The organism is Microcoleus sp. LAD1_D5, from assembly GCF_036702115.1.
GTDB lineage: Bacteria > Cyanobacteriota > Cyanobacteriia > Cyanobacteriales > Microcoleaceae > Microcoleus.
This window is the reverse complement of sequence record NZ_JAUBSA010000038.1, coordinates 32,987-55,309: the sequence shown is the minus strand read 5'-3', so window position 1 is coordinate 55,309 and position 22,323 is coordinate 32,987. Positions and strand designations below refer to the sequence as shown.

Below are 22,323 nucleotides of genomic sequence, written 5' to 3'. Positions count from 1 at the left end.
GTAAGGCTGTTTCTTAATAATTTCCGATCTAAAGACACTGAGATTCTTTAAAAGGAGATAATCACCATTGATCATTGCTCGAACTCTAACTCGCTCAGCCGTATTTACTCGAACCTCAGTGTCACACCAGGCGCGGTGCCAATTGTGTCTACTCTCAAGAAATGCCAGCCTCATTGAGGCTACTTATTTTTAATTATTGTTGATTCACTCCCTTTTTAGTCTTTGCTTACAGCGGCTGAGTAAGCAAGTGCTAGACACCCAACCAATCATTTCGAGTAGCAGTCTTTTTACTAGGTGTCCTAATGCTGAGCTATGCGTTGCATCTCATCTGTTGCACCATTCTCGCTTAACAGGCTTTCCGCCCTGTTCCACAACAACTGCATTTTATTGTGGGGAGTAGGGGTTGGGCAGGAGAGCCCGCCCATAGAAGTGTTATTGATAATGGTGCAAGATTTCAGTTGCATCTGAGTTTCACCATCCATCAAATTCCAGAGTGCCTACTAACATAATCTCAAAGATTTACGGCCATTAAAATCATCCGAGTCTTTTCCATAGGAGGAGTTCAAGCTACTAAGTTGTCCACCTCCCCTACTATTTTTATGATATGATCTAACAAGAGTCTGGACTGTTTTTAGTTCGGAGTGTGAAACCATCCATTTTTCGTTGGTACTTCGATTGCCGAATCGACTGGAAACCCTTATTCTACGGTTGACAATCAAAAATTGTCCCAAGTATGGCTCTCATCAATCAACTAATAACTAATATCTACCATGTTCAAGAGAAAACTTTTTTGGCTCATCATTATCGCCACAGCTTTAGTAAGTGTGAATATGACACTCCTGTGGAAACTGGACGATATTGCTCATTTTTGGATGAGTATAGTTTTTTGGTTCGCTGTGGGTTCCCTGCTTTGGGACAACCAGGATATTCTCAAACAGAGTGAGATAAAAAGTGACCTATTGTCGAGAGTAGCAGGAACGCTATTAATAGCTTTTATTTTATTTCAAAGTGCTGTGGTTTCAAGTAAATTCGCTCCTTTTTTAAGACTTGCACCTTTTTTGTCTGGTTTAGGTTTGAGCCTACTTGCGGTAGGTTTTCGCAACTTAAAACTATATTGGCGTGAATTGGTAATACTATTTTTTCATGGCATCCCCAGTGTCATTACGTTACCTTTAGTGGATTTTATTACCTCGCTTACTGCTAAATTTGCTTATTATTCTTTGTGGTATATCGGTTTTGATGTAACACGTGACGGTAATTATGTTGCTTTACCGACAGGAAGGGTGTTGGTAAATGGGGGTTGTTCTGGTATAGAGGCAATGAATTACTTATTAGGTTTAGCTGTAGTTTGTTTGGTGATGTTTCCTACTAAACAAAATAAGGCTTTGGTAATAGGTGTCGCTGTCATTTTTGGTTTTATTATTAATGTTTTTCGAGTGGCGGGAATGGCCTTGTTAGTTGCATCTAATCGCCTAGATTTGTTTAAATATTGGCATGAGGGTGAAGGTTCTTTAGTCGTGGGAATGATTGCGGTGATTTTGTTTGGGATATTTTATCAATTTATGTTGAAACGAGATAGCAAACTTAGTCAATGTTCGGGAATTTAATTAGTTGCAATTTGAGGTAATATATCGGTTCTTCGATTTCCACTACCATAGTGAGGAGTCTCGCTCACTCCAATGTCCGGGTGTTGAAATCCGCCAACGTCACTACCTGCTGTTTACGTGCGCCTATATCTATCATAGAAAGGATGTCAGGAATTATAGGAAACTTGTTATGGCGACAAATGAAAGTCAAATAAATCACATTTACGGTTCAGAGGATGCTCAGGGTATTTTACAGCTTGCGATCGCGCGGCGACAGGATGAAGGGGAATTATCCAGAGTGCAGCTTTTCGAGATTGCAGCGGAATTGGGCATTTCCGAACAGGATATTCTGGCAGCGGAACAGCAATGGTTAGCAAATAGAGGAGAAGTTCAAGAGAAACTGGCTTTTAATCGTTACCGTCGCGGCAAATTGCAGAAAAATGTGACAAAGTACGCAATTGTCAATACTTTTCTAGTTTTGTTTAATCTAGCAGCATCGCACGAGCTTTCTTGGTCGCTGTTCATTTTACTAACGTGGGGCTTGGGATTGTCGCTGAATGCTTGGAATGTTTATCAAACTGAAGGGGAAGATTACGAAAAAGCGTTTGGGCGGTGGCGTTTGAAGAAACAAGTCGGAGAGTCTATTGGTACTGCGACGAATAAGTTTATGAAGTGGTTGCAGTCATGATTTGCTATTAAGGAAAAAGCGATCGCTTTTTCTTCTAATCCACTACCGCTAATACCAATAACTAGCCAACTCTAAGACTTCGACCGGAGAGAAATCGGACAAATGATTAATAACTGCTGTATTTTTCTCCGATATTTAAATTAACTCCTCTATTATTAGCCGCCATTCTCTCGCCCTTTTTCTACCTCATTAGTGGGTACTTGTGGCAATTATTTCCAAAATCCTGACCACAAAATTGTGAGGGAGTAGCTGATCAAAAGCAGCGCGAGATTTGCGGCAAGCCTCAGCAAAATCGTCATCCGAAAGTTGATCGTGAAAAGCTTGGATATAATCTCCAATCCGATGCACTTCCGAAAAAGGAACGATAACGCAAAAATCTTCCCATTTCATCCCTCTCAACTCTGGTAACGATTTATTGGTATCAATGAAAACCGGAATTCTCCCTGCTGACATCACCTCCCAGAGCTGGTAACAGCCATTATCGTCTCCCCTCATCGCCAAGATATAAGCATTCTTCTCGATATTTTCGATATACTCGGCTCTTTGGCGGTTTCTTTCTTCCAATGGAAGACTAAAAAAATCTCCCTTTCTTTCTATCAAAGATGTTTGTAGATTTTTCGCTTTTCGCACTTCATTAATTATTTTTTTTCTGACTAAGCGTGCAATCAACCTTCGCCTTCCCAAATTCAAATTACGATTAACAAAAAGGTTGCCTGCCATCCCCTTAACCATAGAATCCGAAAATTTAATATAACGTAGTATCAGCGAATTTAGTCGGGATGGATATTCAACATTTCCCACAAAACCAACAGTAGGACTTGATGGCTTTAAGATCTTTACCTTCTCTCCCAGGTCGTAAGTCCATTGGGGGGTGGGTATTGATGTTTCTTTTTTATCATTGTAAGTGGCCCCTGCAAAAAATATTTCTCCTTGAGAAGGTTGAAACTCCAAACAGTTTGAAAAGGTGACGAGAGTCCGTTGTGATCGTAATACTTGGCGTTTGAATTTATAAAATTCACGTTCCTTCTTAAGGCTATAATAACTTGAAATAAAATGTGGAGTAACCACAATTTTGCCTGCATCTGCCAAGTTGGTAAATCGGTGAATCTTGATTAGCTCCGGCAATTTATCCCTGAGCAAATTCCAAAACAGTAACTCTGCACGAGTGTCCGGCGGGCTGAGGTGCATTAGCAGTGGGGCTGGGCGTACCCCAGGAAGTAGTAAATCTTCATTGATCCATATTTCCAGAGGTTTGTTAAGTTGGTCACTCATTTTTTCTCTCCAGAGTAAAAATTTGTTTACTTTCCACCCAAATCTTGACAGGCGGGGACTTTCCCCGCCGCCACTGAATTTTAACATAAGCAATCAAAATTTTAAGAGCAGGGGGTAGCGAGACGCTACTATAGAGCGTCTTGCGTTTAATTAGAACGAGCTACTTCTGTGTTGCTTGCAGTTGCACCCAAAGCGCGCCCAAGTTTAACTGCACACCCACTAAAATTAATTACTGCGACGAATCTTCCTTCGCAGCATCTTCAACCACAGGATGAATTAAAGCAGATCGCAAACCTTGCCGAATTTCCGAACTCAAATACCTGCGTTGCAAAACCTGCCATTTTTGCCAAGCTGCATAGCGATTTTCTGCCAACAAACCAGCCAACTTCGGCAACTCTTTTTTCAGATCGCGATCGACAAAATCTGTCAGAAACTCGCCTAAAACTTCACTGTCTTGAATATCGCCCAAACATTCCTGAACAGCTTTCACATCTTCGACATAAACTTCGTAAGTCTCGCTGTAAAAATCCCCAAACAGATTCATCAAATAGCGAACCCGCTTAGCTTGCTTCCGCAAATCGTGCAGAATAGTTCCCTCGGCTGCTAACTTCTCTTCGACAGCCTCAGCATTCAAATCATCAGCAACTTTAACTTCGCCATCCTCATATTCCGTGCCTAACAGCCAAGCCGGATGCAGGAAAAACTCACTGACTTGAGGTAACAGTAAATCTGGCAAAACCTCAGCAATTGGCAAATGTTCGATCGCCTGAAACTTCGGTTTTTCCAGCCAATCCTCGATCGACTGCTTCAGCGATGCGTAGCTTTTGTGCTCTAAAATCGCCCTCACCCCTTTCAAAGCCCGGTGGCGCTGTTTGAGCAAATTCAACAAAGCTTTATCTAAAACTTCCTGTTCCTCAGTCGGCAAATTCGGGTAATAGCGGTTTTGGAGACTTTCGAGCATCACATCCAAATCCCTGAGCGTTCCCAGAATCCGCCCCACCTTACCAATTTTGCCTTCAGAAGCCTCTTTTGGCAAATTTAAAACCGGAGCAAAACCAGTCACAGCCGATCGCAAACGTCTCAATCCCACGCGCATTTGATGAAGTTCTTCCGCGTCTTTGTCTTTGAGAACTTCAGCCTCGTGCGCTACACTTTTGCGGAAATATTTCTCAAGCGCCCCAGATGCAGCGTTTCCGAGAGTTTTAACTTGAGTTTTAACTTGAGTTTTAACTTTTGCTGATGTTTTTACGTTCATGGCAGGTGTAGATTCCAGATCCCCGATCGACTTTAATTTTGATTTCAAGGCTTTGCTAGTAAAGGGTTTACATCCTAGCACACAACCCCAATTTATGACTGGCTTCAATACATGAATCTTAATATAAGGTGCTTGACAGTTTATACAAAGTCAGCATTTAGCAATCTAAAATCTTCAATCTAAAATCTTCAATCTAAAATCTAAAATCTAAAATCTAAAATAAAATTACCCTCCCTCGCCCTTGAGCTAATAAAAATCGGATTTCTGGCGCGCTTTCCCAAATAGGTTAAGATCGCTGCAAACCGATGTTTATTCGCCAAAGGGTGAGAGAGGGTGCGATCGGGAGGACAAGTTTTAAATTAAATCAAACCCGCCCAGGCTGCCAGACTTCAAAGAGGCAGTTTAGCCTTTCCAGTCTTTCTCAGATTGGGAGAGCACGTAGGTTGCTACATCCTCAATTTGTTCGGGCTTCAACTTGGCGCCGAAAGCAGGCATAGCATTTTTGCCCTTAGCTACCTGAGTGGTAATAGCTTCCAGAGAATTCATACCGTACTTCTCAAGAGCTTCCTTTTTCAAGGTTTTCATGGCCATAACCACGTTGCCGCCACCGATGTGACAAGCAGCACAGTTCGAGCTAAAGATTTTAGCTCCGTTAGCGGCATCTCCTGCCAAAGCAGGGCGGCCAAAGCCGACGGTAAAAATTGCGATCGCTAACAGGGCGATCGATAAGAGTCTTTTCAACGCAGTTCTCCTCTAATGGACACGCAAAAGGTGATTCTTTAGATATTTTACCTGTTAAAACAGGCGCGATCGCGCAGTCGTATCGCCTTCTTCCGAGTAATTTACCACTTTTTGGCAGTGGCAGTTCAACTCTCAAAATTCTCCACGCCCCAGCCCGGAGCTTTCTGAGCAGCCCGGATTACAAAAGCCGCTAAATTTTCAATCTCAGCCTGTGGCATCCAGCTTTCCGGCACTTGGCGGCACCAAAAAGTCTCCTCAGTACCGTCATAAGTCATCGGTTCTCTCAGATACGCCACCAGACTATTGATGTTGCTGCGGGGAGGCGTTGCCCCTTTGAGGTCAGCCAAAGACAGAGATATCGTCGGATCTGGCAAATTAGCTCCTCCGACGTGACAATTCAAGCAATTTTGCTCGAACAATACCTTGCCCGCAGACAAATCCTGAGCCGAAAACAAGCGAGTATGTCCCTCAGAGTCCAACTCCAGAGCCACAGGTTCGCTGGCTTGTAAATACCTATTCACGTAAGAATCGGCAGCAGCCAAAACAGGTTGAGGAGCCAACAGCACGAGCGGCAAAATAATTAACATCCCCAACAGAAAGCAGACAAAAGCACCACGACGCAGCATGAGGGACTACAACCTTTTGCGAGAATCAATGAGCTGGAGGTAAATTTTAGATTTCAGATTTTAGAGCGAAAAACGACCAGCCAGCAATTATTGCGGAACTTCAGCCTTCTCTCAATCCAAAATCCAAAATCTAAAATCTAAAATCGATTAGCGAGCGCCTTTGCCACCAGCCCACTGCTTGGAGACAATTTTCGGCTGTAACAGAATGTGACCGGCAATCGCGTACAAATCGTCATCCGAGAGATTTCTCATCTCAGCGAAAATATCCGCACTCTTCATACTCGGATGCAGTTCCGAAATTTCTTCAAAGCCGTCATAAGTGGTGGGATTTTTCATAAAGTCCACCAGCGACTCAATACTATTCCGGGGCGGGTTGGCCAAAGCCAGAGTTTCCGGGCTCAAATTCACGTTCGGGTCAGTTTTTGTCATGCCCGCAGCGTGACATTGAGCGCAAGCCGAATTGAATAGGCGTTTGCCTTGCTGAACTTGTTTGAGGCTCAGCACCACTGGAGCACCCTTGTCATTCAAAGTCACAGTGCGAAGTTCAGGACTCAGTTCGACAGCCATCGCACTGCTGACAAATAACTGAAAGCTCAAGAATACAGCGGTCAGAGCAATGAAATATCTTTTAAGCATGGTTCTCCTTAAAAAAATCCGGCAAATTATTGAACGCTAAGAGATCGTACCTGGCAAACAGATGTGTTTTCAAAATTCCCTGATTCTGCAACAACTGGGAAAAGTTTGTGCAGCTATACCTTTAAAGGTAGAGGAATTTTGCGAGCTAATCTGCAAGAAGTTTTGAGTCGCGCCTTTTTTCGAGAGTGGACATAATTGCCTTAACATCCTCCAAAGCCAAACGGGTTTGAGGGTGCTTGTAGGCAATTTCCAACTCATCGCACAAGCGGATCACATCTTCAACAGGGACGTTGAAGTCCTCTGCTATTTCTGCGATGGACAGGTCTGCAAAACCCATAATTTTTAGGTCGCTGACAGGTCAAAATTGAGTTGACGGCTATTAACTGAAAGCCGGACAATTTTAGAAAGCGCTGTTAGCTTGTTCTGTTAGTTTGTTCTGAGATTTTGTTCGATCTATGGCAAGCTAACTAACCGCTAACTGCGACTAGGCATTTTTGCCCAGCCTAACTTCAGGGCCAATCAACTTCCGATCAATATCATCCCACTGCTGCGTCGTTATTACCAATAGGAGTTGTGCGCGCGGGGCTCAAAAGCCGGTGTCTGCGTGAACGTCTCGTTACCAAACTCAATATTGTTGGTAGAAGCCGGGTTTTTCGCAATTCCTCAGAAATTTCCCTCTGTGCCCCGTACTCACCAACAAACAATCCTCCGGCGCAGCAGCTTAGGGAGAAAGTTTGAAAGCGTGAGTCTGCGGGGGCAAAGCGTGGTTATCGCTGGCTTCGAGGGCGGGGAATTCCGAGTCGGCCAAGAAAGGCTGGGGCTGGTGGAGGCTGATGAGCTGACCAAGAGTTTTCTTTAATTGAGTCCGGGGTACAATCAAGTCTACAAAACCGTGGGCGAAGGAGTATTCGGAAGTTTGATAATTTTCCGGCAGCTTTTCCCGCAGAGTTTGCTCGATTACCCGGCCGCCCGTAAAGGCCACAGTAGCTTTTGGCTCTGCAATTATAATGTCTCCCAGCATGGCAAAACTGGCGGTGACGCCACCGGTGGTCGGGTGGGTCAAAATCGGGATGTAAAGCAGTCTCGCTTCCCGGTGGCGTTCCAGAGCCCCGGAAATTTTAGCCATTTGCATCAAGCTGAGCATTCCTTCTTGCATTCTCGCACCACCGGAAGCGCAGACAATGATCACGGACAAGCGTTCCCGCGTGGCGTGTTCGATGAGGCGAGTCAGCTTTTCTCCGACAACTGAGCCCATGCTGCCGCCGATGAACTGAAATTCCATGACTCCTAGGGCGACTGGCAAATTTTCGAGTTTGCCGATGCCTGTTTCTACGGCGTCTAGGTGCCCTGTTTTTTCTTGAAATTCTCGGAGTCGATCACTATATTTTTTTCGATCGCGAAATTTCAGGGGATCGGTGGCGTGCAGTCCTTCGTTAATGGGTACCCAGGTATTGGGATCGATCAACTGCTCGATGCGATCGTCACTGTAAACTCTGATATGATGCCCGCATTCCAAGCAAACCATTTGATTTGCTCGCAGGTCTTTGGTATAACTCAGGGCATCGCAAGCTTCGCATTTATTCCAAAGTCCGTCCGCAATTTCTCGTTCCGGCCGTTCTTGGGAGTTCGGTACTGATTTTCGTCGATTTGCAAACCAATCAAATAGAGACATTAAAACTTGGTAATTGTTAACTGTTGACTGTTGACTGTTGACTGTTGACTGTTGACTGTTGACTGTTGGCTGTTGGCTGTTGTTATTTGTGAGTTGTTAGCTGCTACCAATAACTAATAACTAATAACTCATAACTAATAACCAATAACCCATAACAACTGACAATAAACAACAGACTTGACTACTGACTATTGTCCTCTTCAACTGGACTGATGAGGAGCCATGCTGTTTGCTGGTGTTCTGGAAGAACTTGCAGGGCTGTAGCACTTCCAGCCCCGAAATAAGATGCTATGCCCAAGTCTACAATCCGGGCCGGGATTTCATGAGCAGCTAGGAGCTGCTGCATTAATTCCGCTTCCCAACGAAAGCTAGTAGTTGTAAGTGTAATCCAAGACACGGAACAATTTTACCAATTTTTGAGACAATATTATGTTCGATCGCGCCTGACTACCTGCCGATCAGATACTAAAATTCGGGAAAAACAACTGCAAGTAAGTAGATAAGATGGCTTCGCCCCACAGAGCAGTAATTGCTGCACCGAGAGCCAGAAACGGGCCGAAAGGCATGGGTTGACGCCGATCGAGTAACCCGATAGCGATCGCCCCGCCACCGGCAAAAGCCCCCGCGACACAGGCAATAAATCCCGCTAGCAGCAAGTATTTCCACCCCAGCCAAGCTCCCATCAACGCGGCCAATTTGGTATCTCCAGCGCCCATAGCATTCTGCCCCAGGCCGATCGTCCCGGCGAGTCCGATCGCGTCAAACAGCCACAACCCGACAACTGCTCCCGCGATCCCATCGAGTACCAGATAGTGTATCGAGTCGATCGGACTAAATGTCGGCCACCAACCTTTCGCCATTTGGAAAACCAATCCGACCACCAAACCCGATCGAGTTAAAGAATTAGGCAAAGTCATTGTATCGCAATCAATCAAAGACAAAGCCAACAGCCAGCTAAACAAAGCCCAAAAACCAAGAGTTTGCACTGTTACGCCAAACCGCCAGAAGATTAACAAAAACAGCAAACCCGTAGCTGCTTCCACCAGCGGATAGCGGACGGAAATCCGACTGCGGCAGTGATTGCAGCGTCCCCGCAGCCACAGCCAACCGAAAACGGGTATATTTTCGTAATTTCTGAGTTGATTTAAACATTTGGGACAGCGAGAAGGAGGGTGTATCACCGACAAACCCGCAGGCAACCGATAGACTACCACATTTAGAAAACTGCCAATAGCCGATCCGAAAGTAAATACAATGACATAAACAATACAATTAAAAATTATTTCCATTAATTGGTAATTGATAATTGGTAATTGGTTGGGCATTTGGCCGAAGGGCCGAAGGGCATTGGCGATTAGAACCAACAACTAACAACCAACAAATAACTACTGACTACTGACTAATACATTTGAGATTCAATTTCGTCAAAAGTAACAAAACGTTCACCGGGCAACAAAATCGGCTGCGAAGCAAAAATTAGCTGCCCTCGATCACTTCCTAGACTAACAACTACACCGATCGGACGCTGGATCTGCTCGGAATGCACTTTCAGATACATACCATAGGCCGATCGAGCCGCTCGGATCAAATCGGGAGCTAGCAAGCTGTGACTTTCGGAAGTTTCTATCCAGGGTTCTGGGTGCGGCTGGTATCTGGTCACTGGAAACTTATCATAATGGTATAGGTCTAGCTATTGGTGTTGCCTCTAGATGGAACTGACCGAAAGCATCCAGGATACAAGCCCCCGGATTCATCCGTCCAGAAATAAAAAACCTGTATCCGATCCACAAGCCCCCGAATTTATCCGTGGGGTCAATGCTTCAATTCTTTAATCTAAAATCTAAAATCTAAAATCGATTGACCTTATTTTTTAAGAATATACTAGGTGGAAATTAATAGATTAACTTACAATCCTCCCTTGGCTGCGATCGAACTGCGGCTGCGATCGCTTCTTTCCGCCCAACTATACGCTGCTGCGTGGGTAGATCCGTCCCCCGCAACGCTAATGGGGGTTTTCGAGCACCTGCGTACTCTCCGCTACATCCTCCACGACTACGTGCCCCGGCCCGTGTCCGAATCTCCGCCCAACCCAGGGGAGGTGCGCTACCAGTGGCAAACAGGCACCTTGCTGTTCACGGATTTGGCAGGGTTTACCTCGCTGTTGGAAGCGAATGCGACTCAGGGGCGCAAGGGAGCTGAAAGCCTGCTGGGCGTGATTAACGACTATTTTGCCTCGATGATTGAAATTGTCAGCAAATCGGGCGGGGATTTGCTGGAGTTTACCGGAGATGCCATGCTGGTGCAGTTTCTGTCAGGGGTTCATCAAGAGGATACAGCTAGGGCGGTGCGGGCGGGTTTGCGGATGCAGCGGGCGATGGCTGAATTTGCGAATATTGAAACGGCGCGGGGTGTTTTGGCTTTGAGGATGCGGGTGGGCATCCACTGCGGCCGCTATATTAGTGCTGACATCGGTACCCCGCTGCGGATGGCTCACGTACTGCTGGGGCATTCAGTCCAGGAAGCCAAGCAAGCTGAGGGTTCTGGGACTGTGGGGCGGGTGTGTGTGACTGAAACTGCTAGAGAGTCTTTGGGAGAGCAATTTCGTTTTGAACCGGGGAAACAGGGTTATTTTTTAGTGGCGGACGATTTCACGGACGATCGACTAGGAGAGTATGATATCACTTTGACTGGGCGGCGGATGCCGAGTTCGGTATTGCTCGATCGCAGCGTTGCGGGCTTGGTAAAAGAAATCGGGGAAGCTGTGAATCGGCTTGAACCCCTTGCTAGTTATATTCCCAAAGCGATTCTGAGACTGCTGGTGGAAAATGCTGATCAGCGCAAAATCCCGCCGGATTTTCCTGAACCGACGGTGATGTTTGTCAACTTGATTGGTTTACCGGAGTCTGTGGACAAAGCGTCGCTGGAGGAAGAAGTCAATCTGATAGTGGCTTTTTCTCGGGTGTTTGCGTCGATCGATGCTGTAGTGTCAGCTAAAGGGGGCGTGTTGCAAAAAGTAACGGCGCACTTAGACGGTTCCGATATGCTGATTTATTTTGGCGTACCCGACGCTCACAGGGATGACGCCAGCCGCGCCGCTAGTGCGGCGATTGCAATCCGAGATATGATTGCAGCTTTGCCGCCAGTAATTATCGGCGGTAAAGAGGTGGAAGTAAGCTGTCAAATAGGGCTATCCCTGGGGCCGGTGTTTGCTGCTGAGGTTGGGGAAGCGCGAGGGCGCAGGGAGTTTAATATCCTCGGCGATACGGTGAATACGGCGGCTCGGTTGATGAGCAAGGCGGGGGAAAACCAAATTTTGATTGGTGAAAGGGTGTGTGAGTCGATCGGGCTAAACTTCATTTGCGAGGCTTTGGGAGCTGTTTCTCTGAAGGGGAAATCTGCTCTGACTCCGATTTTTATTTTGCAACGTGCAAAAGGGGAGAAGGGAAAAGGGGGCGTTTAAATAACTTTGCTGGGTAATAGTTGTACAGGTTTTATGGTTCACCAAGGCAAGTACAGCACAACCGCTTTCCACTGTGACTCCTAATGTTATTTTTATAATTTTTTACGATACATCACAATAAAAACCGCCACTTCGTCAGATCAGTTCCCGTTGCATCGGAATCATTTAACCGCAGAGAACGCAGAGGGAGATCAGAAAGAGATGAATAATTCCGATGAAGGGCGGAATTAATATCACTCGCATAGATTAAACTCCGATCGATACTTCACCGTTCCGCTGCAATCCTGCAAAGCTCCACTTTCTAACTCCAACACCATAAAAGCTTCATCGGGCACATCATATTCACATTTCAAGCTATTTCTACTAGCAGGAATGAACCCAAAACGCAAATAAAAATCTGGATTACCAAGCACAACCACTGCCTGAAATCCCAATCGCCTGCACTCTTCTAAACCCTCCCGGATCAGCAGCGTTCCTATACCTTGGCGCTGATAGTTTGGTAGAACTGCGACTGGCGCCAACCCCAGAATAGACAAATTTTTAGAACATTTTCCTGCGACGACAACCGGACTGAAGAAAATGTGTCCGACAATGCGATCGGCTTGTACGGCAACTAAGGAAAGTGTAGATGCAATTCCCCGCAAGCGATCGACTAAGTTAGCCTCATTTTCTCGCCCGAATGCCAGAATATTAATTTTCCGAACAGCTTCCACATCTTCTGGCTTTTCGGTACGGATATCCATAGCTTATATTGATTGATTGTTCGAGCAACTAACAGTCATTATTGCGGTACAAGCTGACCGGAAGACAATCGCTTAATGCCCTCCATTGCTGTAGTTTCTCCGGCTTTGTCACCGCCCTCACGAGCAATTTTTAAAGCTCCCTCGTAGGATTCGAGAGCTTGAGCATATTGACCGAGACTTTCATGAATTGCGCCCATATTGTTGAGCAAGCGTCCGATACTTGTCTTGTCACCAATTGCTTCTAACATCGGTATTGCTTGCTGAAAATAGATCAGCGCTTGAGTATCTTTGCCGAGTTTGCGAGAGGTAAGTGCCATGTTGTTGAGGAGGCGGCCGACGCCAGCCCGGTCTCCGATTTCCCGGCGAATTGCTAAAGCTTGGTGGTAAAATTCCATCGCTCTATTAAAGTCGCCGATGTTGTAGTAGACGCCGCCCATGTTATTGAGGGTACGGCCTAAATCGCGCTGATCGCCGACGGCCGTGCGAATCGTCCGCGCTTGCTGGTAAAATTTGATCGCCTTGGCGTAATTGACCTGTTCTGTGTACACGGCCGCGATGTTGTGGAGCGATTCTCCAATTTCAATTTGGTCGTCGGTAGTTTGGGCAAGTTCCAAAGCTTCTTGGTGCAGTTTCATCGCTTCGGAAAAATTGTCCCCAATCCGGTTAACGAAACCGATGAGATTGAGAGTGCGCGCGATACGACGCCCTCCGCTGATTTCTCGGTGAATGACTAAAGCTTGCTGCAGAACTTCCAAAGCTTTGGGCCTCAAACCCATTTCGCCATAAACTTCCCCCATATTATTGAGAGTTTCTCCGATTCCGGCTTGGTCGCCGAGTTGCTGGCGGATTGCCAAAACTTGCTCAAAAGTCTCGATTGCTTCTCGAAACAAACCCTCGCGGTGCTGTTTTACTCCTGTTTCAAAGAGTTCGTCTGCTTGCGTTTTGGGGTCTGTTGCCTGGGCGCTATCGCGAGCGTTTGCCCGCCTCGCATTGATAATTGGGGCATAAGCCCGCGCGTCTGAAATTGCCAGCAAGCTGAGTGCGGGCGATAAGACAATACTTATAGCGGCGAGATAGCTGAAGTGGTAAGAGCGGCAGTGCACCGATCGAGTCCTCCAATAGCTAAGTGATAACTATTAAGATAGAGCTTTTTGGGGTGTTCCTGCCGAATTTTTTCTCAATCCCTAGGCTCTGACTGGGTTTTTGTCTTCCCAGACGGCCATAATCAGTGGCATATTGTTGAGAGGGGAGATGAGAGCAAAGTTTTTGCTGGGTGGAAGCGATGCTTTTTCAGGGCTTTCTAAGATGATGTCCTGTTGGTCAAGCGTGATCCAAGCAATTCCTGACACCACTTGAATTTCTCGATGAGTTTGAGGCAATCTATATACCTCGTTTTCCATCAGAATAATGCGATCTGGCGCTGCACATTCGGAAAATATTTGAAGCATAGCATCTCCTACTTGGTAATGGATAATTGGTAATGGGTAATTGCTAATCGAGAACTGTATTTCACTTCATTTCCAGGCAACCCACACACTACTATTGGCAATAACGCCGATCGATCCAAGCGCGCATTTCATCATCCGTCGCCACGCAGGTAGAACGACCAGTCGCCCGATCGCAACCGTGCCACCAAGTGTTACCATAGCGATCGCGCGTCTGCCAAATTCTCAGAGCGTCCTCACCAGAAGTGAGGTAGAGCAAAAACTGCCCAATTTGATTTATGGCTGAACAGAGAGATTGCCCTTTCGGTTTTTCGGATGGTTTAGCTCGATCGGCAATCGAAAAAAACCTCATTATTCGGGGGTCAATCCGATTTTTGTAAGTAAACATAGCCAACACCTTAAAGTGATAACTCCTACAAAAATTGCACCAATAAAATTACAAAAAATAGCTTTTAACTGCAATAATGCCATCGCAATTACAGCACAATATTGTTGTCGTGCAAGTTCTGTAAAAGTCTATCTGTTACCTGATAAATTAACCTTAACTCTGGGGCAATTGACAATCAAAGCATTGCTTGCATAGGTTGTATGAATAAAATCGATATATCGAAGCCCTTGTGACAATTTGGGTACTACTGGCACAAACGCTATGAACGAAATCAATACGCGGCGGATGAAACTCTCTCAGATTCAAGCTTTGATAGCTGTAGCAGACTGTGAAAACTTTAGCGAGGCGGCTTTGCAATTGGAACTGTCACAATCAGCAGTCAGCCACGCCATCGCTTCTTTAGAAACAGAATTGGGAGTGCAACTGTTTCACCGGGGACGACACGGTGCTCAACTGACACCAGTGGGGGAAAGGGTAGTGAGTCACGGGCGTCAAATAGCCCGCGCTTTAGAAATGATGGTCAAAGAAGCGGATTTAGAAAAAGGTTTGCAGGGAGGCCTGGTGCGGATAGTGACTTTTCGCAGTGTTGCAACTCATATCCTACCCGGTATGATTGCTAAATTTCGCGATCGCTTTCCCAAAATTGCCGTCAGCATTACCGAAGTTTATTATACCCAAGCTGTGGAAGAAGCTTTGCGATCGGGCAAAGCAGATATCGGCTTTGTCTCTCTTCCCATCTCCAATGAATTTGAAACGAGGGAAATTTTGCGGGATAAATATGTTGTGTTGCTGCCGCCAACTGCCAAATTGTCAACTGCTAAGATTACCTGGGAAGAATTAGCGGCTTATCCGTTGATTTTGCAGCCTGCAGAAAATTCTTGTTCTGTACCGCTGCGAAAATATTTGACAACTTCGGGGTTTCCCTTAAATATCGCTTACGAACTCAGCGAAGATTCAACTATTGTCAGTATGGTGATGCAAGGTTTGGGTACAGCAATTCTGCCGCGTTTGGCGGCGGAACCGATACCGTCTTCGGTGAAAGTTTGCAGTTTGCCTGCGGATTTTGAAAGGGTAATTGGGGTGGCTGTTTTGAGGGATGGGTTGTTGATTCCGGCTGTGTTTGCGTTTTTGGATTTAGTTAAAAGTGCCGCAGAGGTTGATTGTGAGGGCGAGTTTGCGATTAATCCTTCATGAGAAACCTAAGTTATGGGTGGTTGGTTAGATTGTACTTTTTAACCGCAGATATCAGCAGATGAACACAGATGAATGCGGATGGGATTTTATCTGCTTTTATCTGCGTTCATCTGCAGTTGAAAAAAATACGCCTCAGCAATAGTACGATCGCTGATTGCCTATTTCATGCGTTTTGCAACAAGACTAGAACTGTCGCCTTGGTGGAATTTGATTCGACCGTCTAGTGAATTTTTACCCTTTAATCTCAGCCAACCGCTACCAGATGCAGGGTCACATTCGTCATTGCCATCCCATGTAAACTCGAATCGCTCATCATCTCGGTCTTTTACCACTTCGCCGTCAATTTCACCTGATACTAAACCGAATTGAAATTCTCCCGAACCTGTGGGTTCAATCTCGATATAGGCTTCAACTTCCATGTCCAAGTAATCACTATCCCACATTGCCATCTCTGTGATCCGCCATTTACCGCTATATTGCATTTCTTTCATCCTCCACTTGTATTACAGATTTTCTCACAATGACCACAACATAGCTGAGTCGCATTCCCGATTACACAACTCAAAACTATTCCCCGTATCTCTGCCGCAAAATAAATTCAGCTAGCGCCAAATCAACGGGTGTTGTGACTTTCAAATTCGTCTCTTCCCCCTCCACAATTTGCACTGGTAAACCGCATTTTTCAAACAAAGCCGCATCGTCTGTCACTTCCCAACCTTTTTGTCGCCCTTCTTCGTGACACTGCTTTAACAAGTTCACTTCAAATCCTTGGGGAGTCTGGGCTGCCCACAAATTGCGTCTGTCTGGGGTGTCTCGCACGATCCGACGCTCATCTACGACCTTAATCGTATCCTTGACCGGGACGGCGACAATCAAGCCTGGACAGGTCAAGAGGGCCTCTGCAGATCGATCGAACAATTCAGCAGTTGCCAAACATCGGGCCCCGTCATGAATCAACACTCGATCGGCATCCTCCGGCAAAGCCTGCAAACCGTTGTAAACTGACTCTTGCCTGGTGGCGCCTCCTTTAATGAGTTCCACGGGCTTAACCAAAGATAAATCGCTCAGAATCGCTTGAAAATCAGGAAAATCGTCTGGCTGGCCCATGATGCCAATCCAGCTAATGTGCTGCGAAGCTTCAGCAGCAGCCAAAGTCCAACTCAGCAAAGGTTTTCCCAGCAAAGTCAGCAGCAGTTTGTTCCGCTGACTCCCCATCCGTCGCCCCGAACCTGCTGCAGGAATTAATAAGTGCATTTACTAACCGTTTTTAACCCAACTAGATATATATAATAAGAGCGTCCTGTACTTTTGAGTCAGTTGTTTAGCTGTCAGCCAGTAGCTTTTAAGGTCTAGAAATACTATAAGCTGATAGTTGAGAGCCGATCTCTGAGAGCTACCTCGATCAATAATAGCCCGATCGTTTATGATGCGAATACTAGCACTTGTCCCTGGCGGGATTGGCGACCAAATTTTATTTTTCCCCACTCTTGATGACCTCAAGCAGTCTTATCCCGACGCGCAAATTGATGTCATCGTGGAACCGAGGGCAAAGGGTGCTTACCGAGTCTGCAAATCCGTCAAAGAAGTCTTGACGTACAATTTCAAAGACCGCAACGCTATGGCAGATTTGGGCAATTTACTGGGCGTAATTCGCGATCGCGAATACGAAGCAGTTATTTCCCTCGGCCAGCGGTGGACTGTAGGGCTGCTGCTGTGGCTGACCGGCATTCCGCAGAGAGTTGGCTATTGTGGAACCAACGGTGCTCGATTTCTCACTGCTGCTGTACCGCTGAAAACTGAACAGTACGCCGCTTCAATGTACCACGATTTGCTGCAAGGATTTAACATTACAAATCCTTGTCCGCCAGTGGCAATTAATGTACCAAAACAGGACATCCAGTGGGCGGAAGCCGAACAGCAGCGGTTGGGCGTAAAAGAAAGCGGCTACATTCTAATTCACGGCGGTTCCAGTCAATTAGCTGTGTCTAAAGGTATTGACAAAATTTACCCTACAGACAACTGGAAGCAAATCATCGAAGACTGTCAGCAGCGGCAGCCGAATTTGCCTATTGTTGTTGTGAAAGGCCCAGAAGATGCAGACTTCGTGACAAAGTTAGTCGAGTTATGTCCGAATGTAAAAGTTATCTCGCCGGATGATGTCGGCAAGTTGGCGGCGACAATTGCTGCTGCTAATTTGATGATATGTACGGACAGTGCGCCGATGCACTTAGCTGTGGCGGTTCAAACTTATACAATAGCTTTGTTCGGCCCGACTGAACCTGCAAAATTGCTGCCAAAGAGCGATCGATTTTTGGGCATTAAATCTCCTACTGGCAAAATGGCAGACATCTCTCCTCAAGATGTTTTAAAGAAGGTTTGGGGCGGCTAAGAACTAGGATATCTTAGCTGGTTCCCAGGCCATTCCTGGGAACCCATATCCAGAGGCTCTGCCTCGCTTATCGGGGCTTCACAGGAGGCGCAGCCTGGGGACGAGGAATCATTTTCCGTAATTCCTCTTTCGTTCTTCGTTTTTCCACAAGCTCCATCATCTGCTGTAATTCCTTCTTTTTTTGGTTGGCAAACCGAGTAGCGGCAACAGTTGTTACTCCTCCCGCGGCAGTAGTGACAGCACCTTCCTGAACTTTATTAGCATAAACAAGTCCCACACCTACGAAAGCAAGAATTGCCGATGTACCGATGACGGTAAGGGCTACATTGTAGCTTTGGCGAACTTGTCGCAGCCATTCTTCCAGTATTTCTTCTGTGATGTCGTTATAATCTTCATCAGGGTGTGAGTTGCCGAATAAGTTAAAATTCATTTGACTGACCTCTGTTGTTTATCAATAATTGCTTTTGTGTTCTGATAAAATCATTGCATGACTGTAATTGAGTGAAGTTGACCAGAGGTATAAACTTAGGTCTATTAGAGGTCGGTCTAATCAAAGTATAGTCAAGGTATAATTAAACTATGGATTGGCAAGAATTTCTTAAAGGCGAATCTGGGATACATGAGTTATCTCCAGAACAAACAGAAACATTATTATCAGCACTCTTATCTCCTGAAAAAGCCCCGCTAAATCAGGCAAAGCTTCAAGTGAAGTTAAGCACATCAGATGATAATGTAAAAAAACGATTGGGAGAGATTTACAAGAAATTTTCAAATAGTTTTCCTGAACTTGCTAGCCAACTAGGTGCAGGTAAGTTGAGGACTCTGCATACTAAATTAAAACAAAAGTATTATCAACCATCACAACCAGTAGTTGCTACCCAAGCTTCTAACTCCTCTCCCTACCCAGAAGAATTTAAATCGTTAATAAAAAATAACAATAAGACTTTTTGTGGCCGCCGATTTGTTTTTGAAGCTTTTGAGCAATTTATCAGCACCAATGAAAAAGGTTACTTTGTCTTGGTAGGGTATGCAGGAATGGGCAAAACCTCTCTTGCTGCCAAGTATGTTTATGACCATCCAGAGGTGATTTCTTACTTTTTCACCAGGGATTATCAAAACAAACCAGAGCAATTTTTAAATTGTATTCGCCGACAACTTATTAAGCGTTATAATTTGGGTAATTCAGAAGAAGATAATCTACCTGCCTTGCTGTCTAAAATTACAAACAATAATAAATTTAGTGGTCGATTAGTAATTGTTGTTGACGATCTTGATGAAGTCAATCAATACACAGGAGGAGGACAAAATATTTTATATTTACCTAAAACTCTGCCAGATGGAGTTTATTTTTTCCTAACAAGACAACCTTCTAATCTTAAGACCAATTATTACAATCTTAATAAAGATTATTTGACTACTGACTTAGGTACTCCAGTATATCAATTTAATTTGACTGACCAACGTCATATGGAATTTCACTATAAAGATATGAATGATTACCTGTTGTCATATCTTAATGTTCAAGAAAATCAATTGAATAGGAAAATTAATCATTGGATGAACAATCACAATATCAGCAGAGAAACCATTATTAAGAGAATAGCTAAAAAAAGTGAAAATAACTTTAGATGCCTCAATTATTTAATAGAAGATATTCTTAATGAATCTTATCAGGAGCCAAGTTTTAATGAGTTAACGCCTGCACTGAGCAGGTATTATCAGACTCATTGGGAGGCGATGGAAATGCAAAATTATGAAGATCAATCAAGGCAAATTCTATTGTATATATTGGTTTATAAAAATGGCTGTCAGATTCCTATTGATAAACTTCATGAAATTGCCGATGAAGAGGAATGTTATATTGAAGGTGTTTTGCATGATTGGCTTAAGTATTTGAGACTAAAAAATAAATGTGGTAAAGACTACTATACTATCTACCATACTAACTTTATTGAATTTATACAATCTCAAAATATTATGAAATCAAACCGACCTATCTTTCAAACAATAAAGAACAGAATAGATGAGTATTTAAGATCGACTTAAAGCACAGATAAACTATTTGATTAAATTCGACAAACTAACAACCATATCTAAAAACCTACTATGCACCTATCCAATACAGTTCAATCCAGTGCAACTGGAAAAATCAAAGTCAGAGAATCATACAAAAAAGCTGGACTTACGATAGAAAAACTAGCGATAGAAGCTGAGGTTTCCATTGCCACAATTAAGCGCTTACTCCGTTTTCAGAGAGTAAACAGATGGCAAGTTACTAAGATAGCTAAAGTTTTAGGAATAGAACCAACAGATATTGTTGACCCAAAAGATTGGTACGCTCAAAATTCGTTACCACCAGAGTTTGAATCACTCATAGCAGAAAAAATTAAGACATTTTGCGGCCGCCAATTTGTTTTTGATGCTTTTCAGCAATTTATCACCGAAAATCCTCACGGTTATTTTACAATTATCGGGGATGCGGGAATGGGCAAAAGTTCGATCGTTGCCAAATACGTCTCCGAACATAAATCTCCCTGCTATTTCAATATTTTCGTCGAACGCCGCAACCGACCAGAATTGTTTTTGAAGAGCATTCGCCAGCAATTAATTGACCGATATCCATTGCCAAATTCAGAAGATGCCGATTTACCAACTTTACTGGCAAACGTGGCGGGAAAACTCACTTTGGGCGAACGTTTGGTAATTGCGATTGATGCACTGGATGAAGTCGAACAAGAGGCGGGAGAAAATCTTTTACATTTACCGGCCACTCTGCCAGATCGGGTTTATTTCTTGCTGACGAGGCGACCCTATAGCCTCGGCAGAAAGCGGCTGTCTGTATCTCCGGGAGTTCCGGTAACAGAGTTAGATTTAAGAGATGAAAAGTATGCTAATTATAATCAGGATGATATCAAAGAGTATATTCTATTTGTTATAAATGCCGATTATGAATATAAAAATGGACTTAAAAAGTGGATTCAAGAGCGGCGCATTCTCGATGCAAGTTTTGTCGAACAGTTGACCAACAAAAGCGAAAATAATTTTATGTATTTGCGCTATGTTTTGCCAGCAATTGCTAAGGGCGATTACAATGACTTGAGTTTAATGCAATTGCCCGACGGGCTGCAAGAGTATTATCAAAACCACTGGGTGCGGATGGGGCTGGAAGCTAAGCCTGGGCAATTGATGGAGATTGTCTTGTATATTTTGTTAGAGATTGGAACGCCGATTCCCTGCGAGATGATTGCTGGAATTGCCGAGGTGGATGAATGCGATGTGGTACAGGTTTTAGAAGATGAGTGGGTTGAGTATTTGAAAAAGCAGAAGGTAGAAGGAGAAATCTGCTATACCATCTATCATGCTAGTTTCCTTGACTTTCTGAAAGCCAAACGGGAGATGGATTCAAAGCGGAAGCTTTTTAAGGAAGTAAATCAACGGATAGTTGAGTATTTAGAACGGGGGATGGCGTGAGATGGGAGAATTTGCTGACAAGTTCGCGGGCGAAAAACTTTACTATCAACGTGCTTATCTGGGCAGCTTACTGCCAAATTATATCAAGTTAGGGAATTTAGAAAAGTATTATCAAAGACTGACAGATTTTAACTTCCTGATGGCAAAGATTCAGCATCCTGAGTTTGGACTGCAGGCACTTATTGATGATTTCGATTTGGTTGACGATTCAGAAGCATTAAGTCACCCCGAGTACAACTCAGAAAAAGTTAAAGCCCTGAACTTGATTCAAGCGGTACTGTGGATTTCAGCCGATATTTTGACTCTAGATAAGACGCAACTCGCAGGGCAATTGTTAGGGCGCTTGCTGCACTTTAACATTCCGGCTATTCAGGGAATGGCAGAGGTAGCTAAGCAGTGGAAAGCAGCACCTTGGTTGCGTCCTTTGACATCTTGTTTAACTCCCCCTGGCCGGGGACTGCTGCGCACTCTCAATGGTCACAGCAGTTCGGTAAATGCAGTAGCCGTCACTGCTGATGGCAAGCGGGCGATTTCTGGTTCAGATGACAAAACCATCAAAGTCTGGGATTTAACAACTGGAAAGGAACAGTTTACTCTCAATGGTCACACCCGTTCGGTAAATGCAATAGCCGTCACTGCTGATGGCAAGCGGGCGATTTCTGGTTCATATGATAAAACCCTCAAAGTCTGGGATTTAACAACTCGAAAGGAACAGTTTACTCTCAATGGTCACACCAGTTCGGTAAATGCAGTAGCC

At 44.7% G+C, this 22,323-nt stretch carries 25 protein-coding genes; 8 read left to right on the top strand and 17 right to left on the bottom strand.

Going from position 1 to position 22,323, the window contains the following annotated elements; all coding sequences use genetic code 11:
- Positions 1-770: 770 nt before the first annotated feature.
- On the top strand, positions 771-1,607 hold the full coding sequence (gene crtA / locus QUA70_RS17070; protein ID WP_333326686.1) for a cyanoexosortase A: 837 nt from the start codon (positions 771-773) through the stop codon (positions 1,605-1,607).
- A 169-nt stretch (positions 1,608-1,776) separates the two neighbouring features.
- Positions 1,777-2,274 carry a 2TM domain-containing protein gene (locus tag QUA70_RS17065; protein WP_333348776.1) on the top strand — a complete coding sequence of 166 codons (498 nt, stop codon included), beginning with the start codon at positions 1,777-1,779 and terminating at the stop codon, positions 2,272-2,274.
- A 189-nt stretch (positions 2,275-2,463) separates the two neighbouring features.
- On the opposite strand, the gene QUA70_RS17060 is transcribed toward QUA70_RS17065, so the two are convergent.
- The 10 genes from QUA70_RS17060 to QUA70_RS17015 form a co-directional block, all read right to left on the bottom strand.
- The gene (locus QUA70_RS17060; RefSeq protein ID WP_333348778.1) at positions 2,464-3,546 is read right to left on the bottom strand and encodes a hypothetical protein; all 1,083 of its coding nucleotides are present in this window, start codon (positions 3,544-3,546) and stop codon (positions 2,464-2,466) included.
- A gap of 229 nt (positions 3,547-3,775) precedes the next feature.
- Entirely contained in the window at positions 3,776-4,801 is a 1,026-nt protein-coding gene (locus QUA70_RS17055; protein WP_333348780.1) for a CHAD domain-containing protein, read from the bottom strand.
- Positions 4,802-5,203: 402 nt separating this feature from the next.
- Positions 5,204-5,542 (bottom strand): cytochrome c6 PetJ, encoded by a 339-nt coding sequence (gene petJ / locus QUA70_RS17050; protein ID WP_333326679.1) that lies wholly within the window; start codon positions 5,540-5,542, stop codon positions 5,204-5,206.
- A 125-nt stretch (positions 5,543-5,667) separates the two neighbouring features.
- Positions 5,668-6,168, bottom strand: a complete 501-nt coding sequence (gene psbV2 / locus QUA70_RS17045) for a photosystem II cytochrome PsbV2 (RefSeq protein ID WP_333326677.1) — start codon at positions 6,166-6,168, stop codon at positions 5,668-5,670.
- A gap of 147 nt (positions 6,169-6,315) precedes the next feature.
- The gene (gene psbV / locus QUA70_RS17040; RefSeq protein ID WP_333326675.1) at positions 6,316-6,804 is read right to left on the bottom strand and encodes a photosystem II cytochrome c-550; all 489 of its coding nucleotides are present in this window, start codon (positions 6,802-6,804) and stop codon (positions 6,316-6,318) included.
- Positions 6,805-6,949: 145 nt separating this feature from the next.
- A complete protein-coding gene (locus tag QUA70_RS17035) occupies positions 6,950-7,141 on the bottom strand; it encodes a hypothetical protein (RefSeq protein ID WP_006633443.1) in 192 nt (63 codons plus the stop codon).
- Between the two features lie 384 nt (positions 7,142-7,525).
- A complete protein-coding gene (gene accD, locus QUA70_RS17030; protein ID WP_333348782.1) occupies positions 7,526-8,476 on the bottom strand; it encodes an acetyl-CoA carboxylase, carboxyltransferase subunit beta in 951 nt (316 codons plus the stop codon).
- Between the two features lie 181 nt (positions 8,477-8,657).
- Entirely contained in the window at positions 8,658-8,873 is a 216-nt protein-coding gene (locus tag QUA70_RS17025) for a hypothetical protein (RefSeq protein ID WP_333348784.1), read from the bottom strand.
- A 61-nt stretch (positions 8,874-8,934) separates the two neighbouring features.
- Positions 8,935-9,765, bottom strand: a complete 831-nt coding sequence (locus QUA70_RS17020; RefSeq protein WP_333348841.1) for a prepilin peptidase — start codon at positions 9,763-9,765, stop codon at positions 8,935-8,937.
- 110 nt (positions 9,766-9,875) lie between these two features.
- On the bottom strand, positions 9,876-10,136 hold the full coding sequence (locus tag QUA70_RS17015; protein WP_333348786.1) for a hypothetical protein: 261 nt from the start codon (positions 10,134-10,136) through the stop codon (positions 9,876-9,878).
- Positions 10,137-10,361: 225 nt separating this feature from the next.
- Here QUA70_RS17015 and QUA70_RS17010 point away from each other — a divergent pair, with 225 nt between their 5' ends.
- Entirely contained in the window at positions 10,362-11,936 is a 1,575-nt protein-coding gene (locus tag QUA70_RS17010; protein ID WP_333348788.1) for an adenylate/guanylate cyclase domain-containing protein, read from the top strand.
- Between the two features lie 233 nt (positions 11,937-12,169).
- Here the strand turns inward: QUA70_RS17010 and QUA70_RS17005 are convergent, their stop codons facing one another.
- The 4 genes from QUA70_RS17005 to QUA70_RS16990 all read right to left on the bottom strand — a co-directional run bounded on the left by QUA70_RS17005 (position 12,170) and on the right by QUA70_RS16990 (position 14,512).
- Entirely contained in the window at positions 12,170-12,679 is a 510-nt protein-coding gene (locus QUA70_RS17005) for an N-acetyltransferase (RefSeq protein ID WP_333348790.1), read from the bottom strand.
- Between the two features lie 38 nt (positions 12,680-12,717).
- A complete protein-coding gene (locus tag QUA70_RS17000; RefSeq protein ID WP_333348792.1) occupies positions 12,718-13,782 on the bottom strand; it encodes a tetratricopeptide repeat protein in 1,065 nt (354 codons plus the stop codon).
- An 81-nt stretch (positions 13,783-13,863) separates the two neighbouring features.
- Positions 13,864-14,127: a hypothetical protein gene (locus QUA70_RS16995; RefSeq protein ID WP_333348794.1), complete on the bottom strand. Its 264-nt coding sequence runs from the start codon at positions 14,125-14,127 to the stop codon at positions 13,864-13,866.
- 91 nt (positions 14,128-14,218) lie between these two features.
- Positions 14,219-14,512 carry a hypothetical protein gene (locus QUA70_RS16990; RefSeq protein WP_333348795.1) on the bottom strand — a complete coding sequence of 98 codons (294 nt, stop codon included), beginning with the start codon at positions 14,510-14,512 and terminating at the stop codon, positions 14,219-14,221.
- A 261-nt stretch (positions 14,513-14,773) separates the two neighbouring features.
- Here QUA70_RS16990 and QUA70_RS16985 point away from each other — a divergent pair, with 261 nt between their 5' ends.
- Positions 14,774-15,706: a LysR family transcriptional regulator gene (locus QUA70_RS16985; protein WP_333348796.1), complete on the top strand. Its 933-nt coding sequence runs from the start codon at positions 14,774-14,776 to the stop codon at positions 15,704-15,706.
- 158 nt (positions 15,707-15,864) lie between these two features.
- On the opposite strand, the gene QUA70_RS16980 is transcribed toward QUA70_RS16985, so the two are convergent.
- Positions 15,865-16,188 carry a hypothetical protein gene (locus QUA70_RS16980; protein ID WP_333326651.1) on the bottom strand — a complete coding sequence of 108 codons (324 nt, stop codon included), beginning with the start codon at positions 16,186-16,188 and terminating at the stop codon, positions 15,865-15,867.
- Between the two features lie 85 nt (positions 16,189-16,273).
- Positions 16,274-16,960 carry a 2-C-methyl-D-erythritol 4-phosphate cytidylyltransferase gene (ispD, locus tag QUA70_RS16975; protein ID WP_333348798.1) on the bottom strand — a complete coding sequence of 229 codons (687 nt, stop codon included), beginning with the start codon at positions 16,958-16,960 and terminating at the stop codon, positions 16,274-16,276.
- Positions 16,961-17,132: 172 nt separating this feature from the next.
- On the opposite strand from ispD, the gene QUA70_RS16970 reads away from it, so the two are divergent.
- Complete coding sequence (locus QUA70_RS16970; protein WP_333348844.1) at positions 17,133-18,095, top strand: glycosyltransferase family 9 protein; 963 nt, start codon at positions 17,133-17,135, stop codon at positions 18,093-18,095.
- A 67-nt stretch (positions 18,096-18,162) separates the two neighbouring features.
- On the opposite strand, the gene QUA70_RS16965 is transcribed toward QUA70_RS16970, so the two are convergent.
- A complete protein-coding gene (locus QUA70_RS16965; RefSeq protein ID WP_333348800.1) occupies positions 18,163-18,525 on the bottom strand; it encodes a TRADD-N-associated membrane domain-containing protein in 363 nt (120 codons plus the stop codon).
- Between the two features lie 149 nt (positions 18,526-18,674).
- Between QUA70_RS16965 and QUA70_RS16960 the strand changes: the two genes are divergently transcribed.
- The 3 genes from QUA70_RS16960 to QUA70_RS16950 all read left to right on the top strand — a co-directional run.
- Positions 18,675-20,141, top strand: a complete 1,467-nt coding sequence (locus QUA70_RS16960) for an AAA family ATPase (protein ID WP_333348802.1) — start codon at positions 18,675-18,677, stop codon at positions 20,139-20,141.
- Between the two features lie 60 nt (positions 20,142-20,201).
- Positions 20,202-21,566 (top strand): NACHT domain-containing protein, encoded by a 1,365-nt coding sequence (locus QUA70_RS16955; protein ID WP_333348804.1) that lies wholly within the window; start codon positions 20,202-20,204, stop codon positions 21,564-21,566.
- Between the two features lies 1 nt (position 21,567).
- Positions 21,568-22,323 (top strand): WD40 repeat domain-containing protein (locus QUA70_RS16950; protein ID WP_445301493.1); only part of this gene is annotated, 756 nt, incomplete at its 3' end.

What these genes read in the sequence shown, in the direction of transcription:
- crtA (WP_333326686.1), top strand. Translation starts at nt 771, where the DNA reads ATGTTCAAGAGAAAACTTTTTTGGCTCATCATTATCGCCACAGCTTTA.
- QUA70_RS17065 (WP_333348776.1), top strand. Translation starts at nt 1,777, where the DNA reads ATGGCGACAAATGAAAGTCAAATAAATCACATTTACGGTTCAGAGGAT.
- QUA70_RS17060 (WP_333348778.1), bottom strand. Translation starts at nt 3,546, where the DNA reads ATGAGTGACCAACTTAACAAACCTCTGGAAATATGGATCAATGAAGAT.
- QUA70_RS17055 (WP_333348780.1), bottom strand. Translation starts at nt 4,801, where the DNA reads ATGAACGTAAAAACATCAGCAAAAGTTAAAACTCAAGTTAAAACTCAA.
- psbV2 (WP_333326677.1), bottom strand. Translation starts at nt 6,168, where the DNA reads ATGCTGCGTCGTGGTGCTTTTGTCTGCTTTCTGTTGGGGATGTTAATT.
- psbV (WP_333326675.1), bottom strand. Translation starts at nt 6,804, where the DNA reads ATGCTTAAAAGATATTTCATTGCTCTGACCGCTGTATTCTTGAGCTTT.
- QUA70_RS17035 (WP_006633443.1), bottom strand. Translation starts at nt 7,141, where the DNA reads ATGGGTTTTGCAGACCTGTCCATCGCAGAAATAGCAGAGGACTTCAAC.
- accD (WP_333348782.1), bottom strand. Translation starts at nt 8,476, where the DNA reads ATGTCTCTATTTGATTGGTTTGCAAATCGACGAAAATCAGTACCGAAC.
- QUA70_RS17020 (WP_333348841.1), bottom strand. Translation starts at nt 9,765, where the DNA reads ATGGAAATAATTTTTAATTGTATTGTTTATGTCATTGTATTTACTTTC.
- QUA70_RS17005 (WP_333348790.1), bottom strand. Translation starts at nt 12,679, where the DNA reads ATGGATATCCGTACCGAAAAGCCAGAAGATGTGGAAGCTGTTCGGAAA.
- QUA70_RS16995 (WP_333348794.1), bottom strand. Translation starts at nt 14,127, where the DNA reads ATGCTTCAAATATTTTCCGAATGTGCAGCGCCAGATCGCATTATTCTG.
- QUA70_RS16990 (WP_333348795.1), bottom strand. Translation starts at nt 14,512, where the DNA reads ATGTTTACTTACAAAAATCGGATTGACCCCCGAATAATGAGGTTTTTT.
- QUA70_RS16985 (WP_333348796.1), top strand. Translation starts at nt 14,774, where the DNA reads ATGAACGAAATCAATACGCGGCGGATGAAACTCTCTCAGATTCAAGCT.
- QUA70_RS16980 (WP_333326651.1), bottom strand. Translation starts at nt 16,188, where the DNA reads ATGCAATATAGCGGTAAATGGCGGATCACAGAGATGGCAATGTGGGAT.
- ispD (WP_333348798.1), bottom strand. Translation starts at nt 16,960, where the DNA reads ATGCACTTATTAATTCCTGCAGCAGGTTCGGGGCGACGGATGGGGAGT.
- QUA70_RS16970 (WP_333348844.1), top strand. Translation starts at nt 17,133, where the DNA reads ATGCGAATACTAGCACTTGTCCCTGGCGGGATTGGCGACCAAATTTTA.
- QUA70_RS16965 (WP_333348800.1), bottom strand. Translation starts at nt 18,525, where the DNA reads ATGAATTTTAACTTATTCGGCAACTCACACCCTGATGAAGATTATAAC.
- QUA70_RS16960 (WP_333348802.1), top strand. Translation starts at nt 18,675, where the DNA reads ATGGATTGGCAAGAATTTCTTAAAGGCGAATCTGGGATACATGAGTTA.
- QUA70_RS16955 (WP_333348804.1), top strand. Translation starts at nt 20,202, where the DNA reads ATGCACCTATCCAATACAGTTCAATCCAGTGCAACTGGAAAAATCAAA.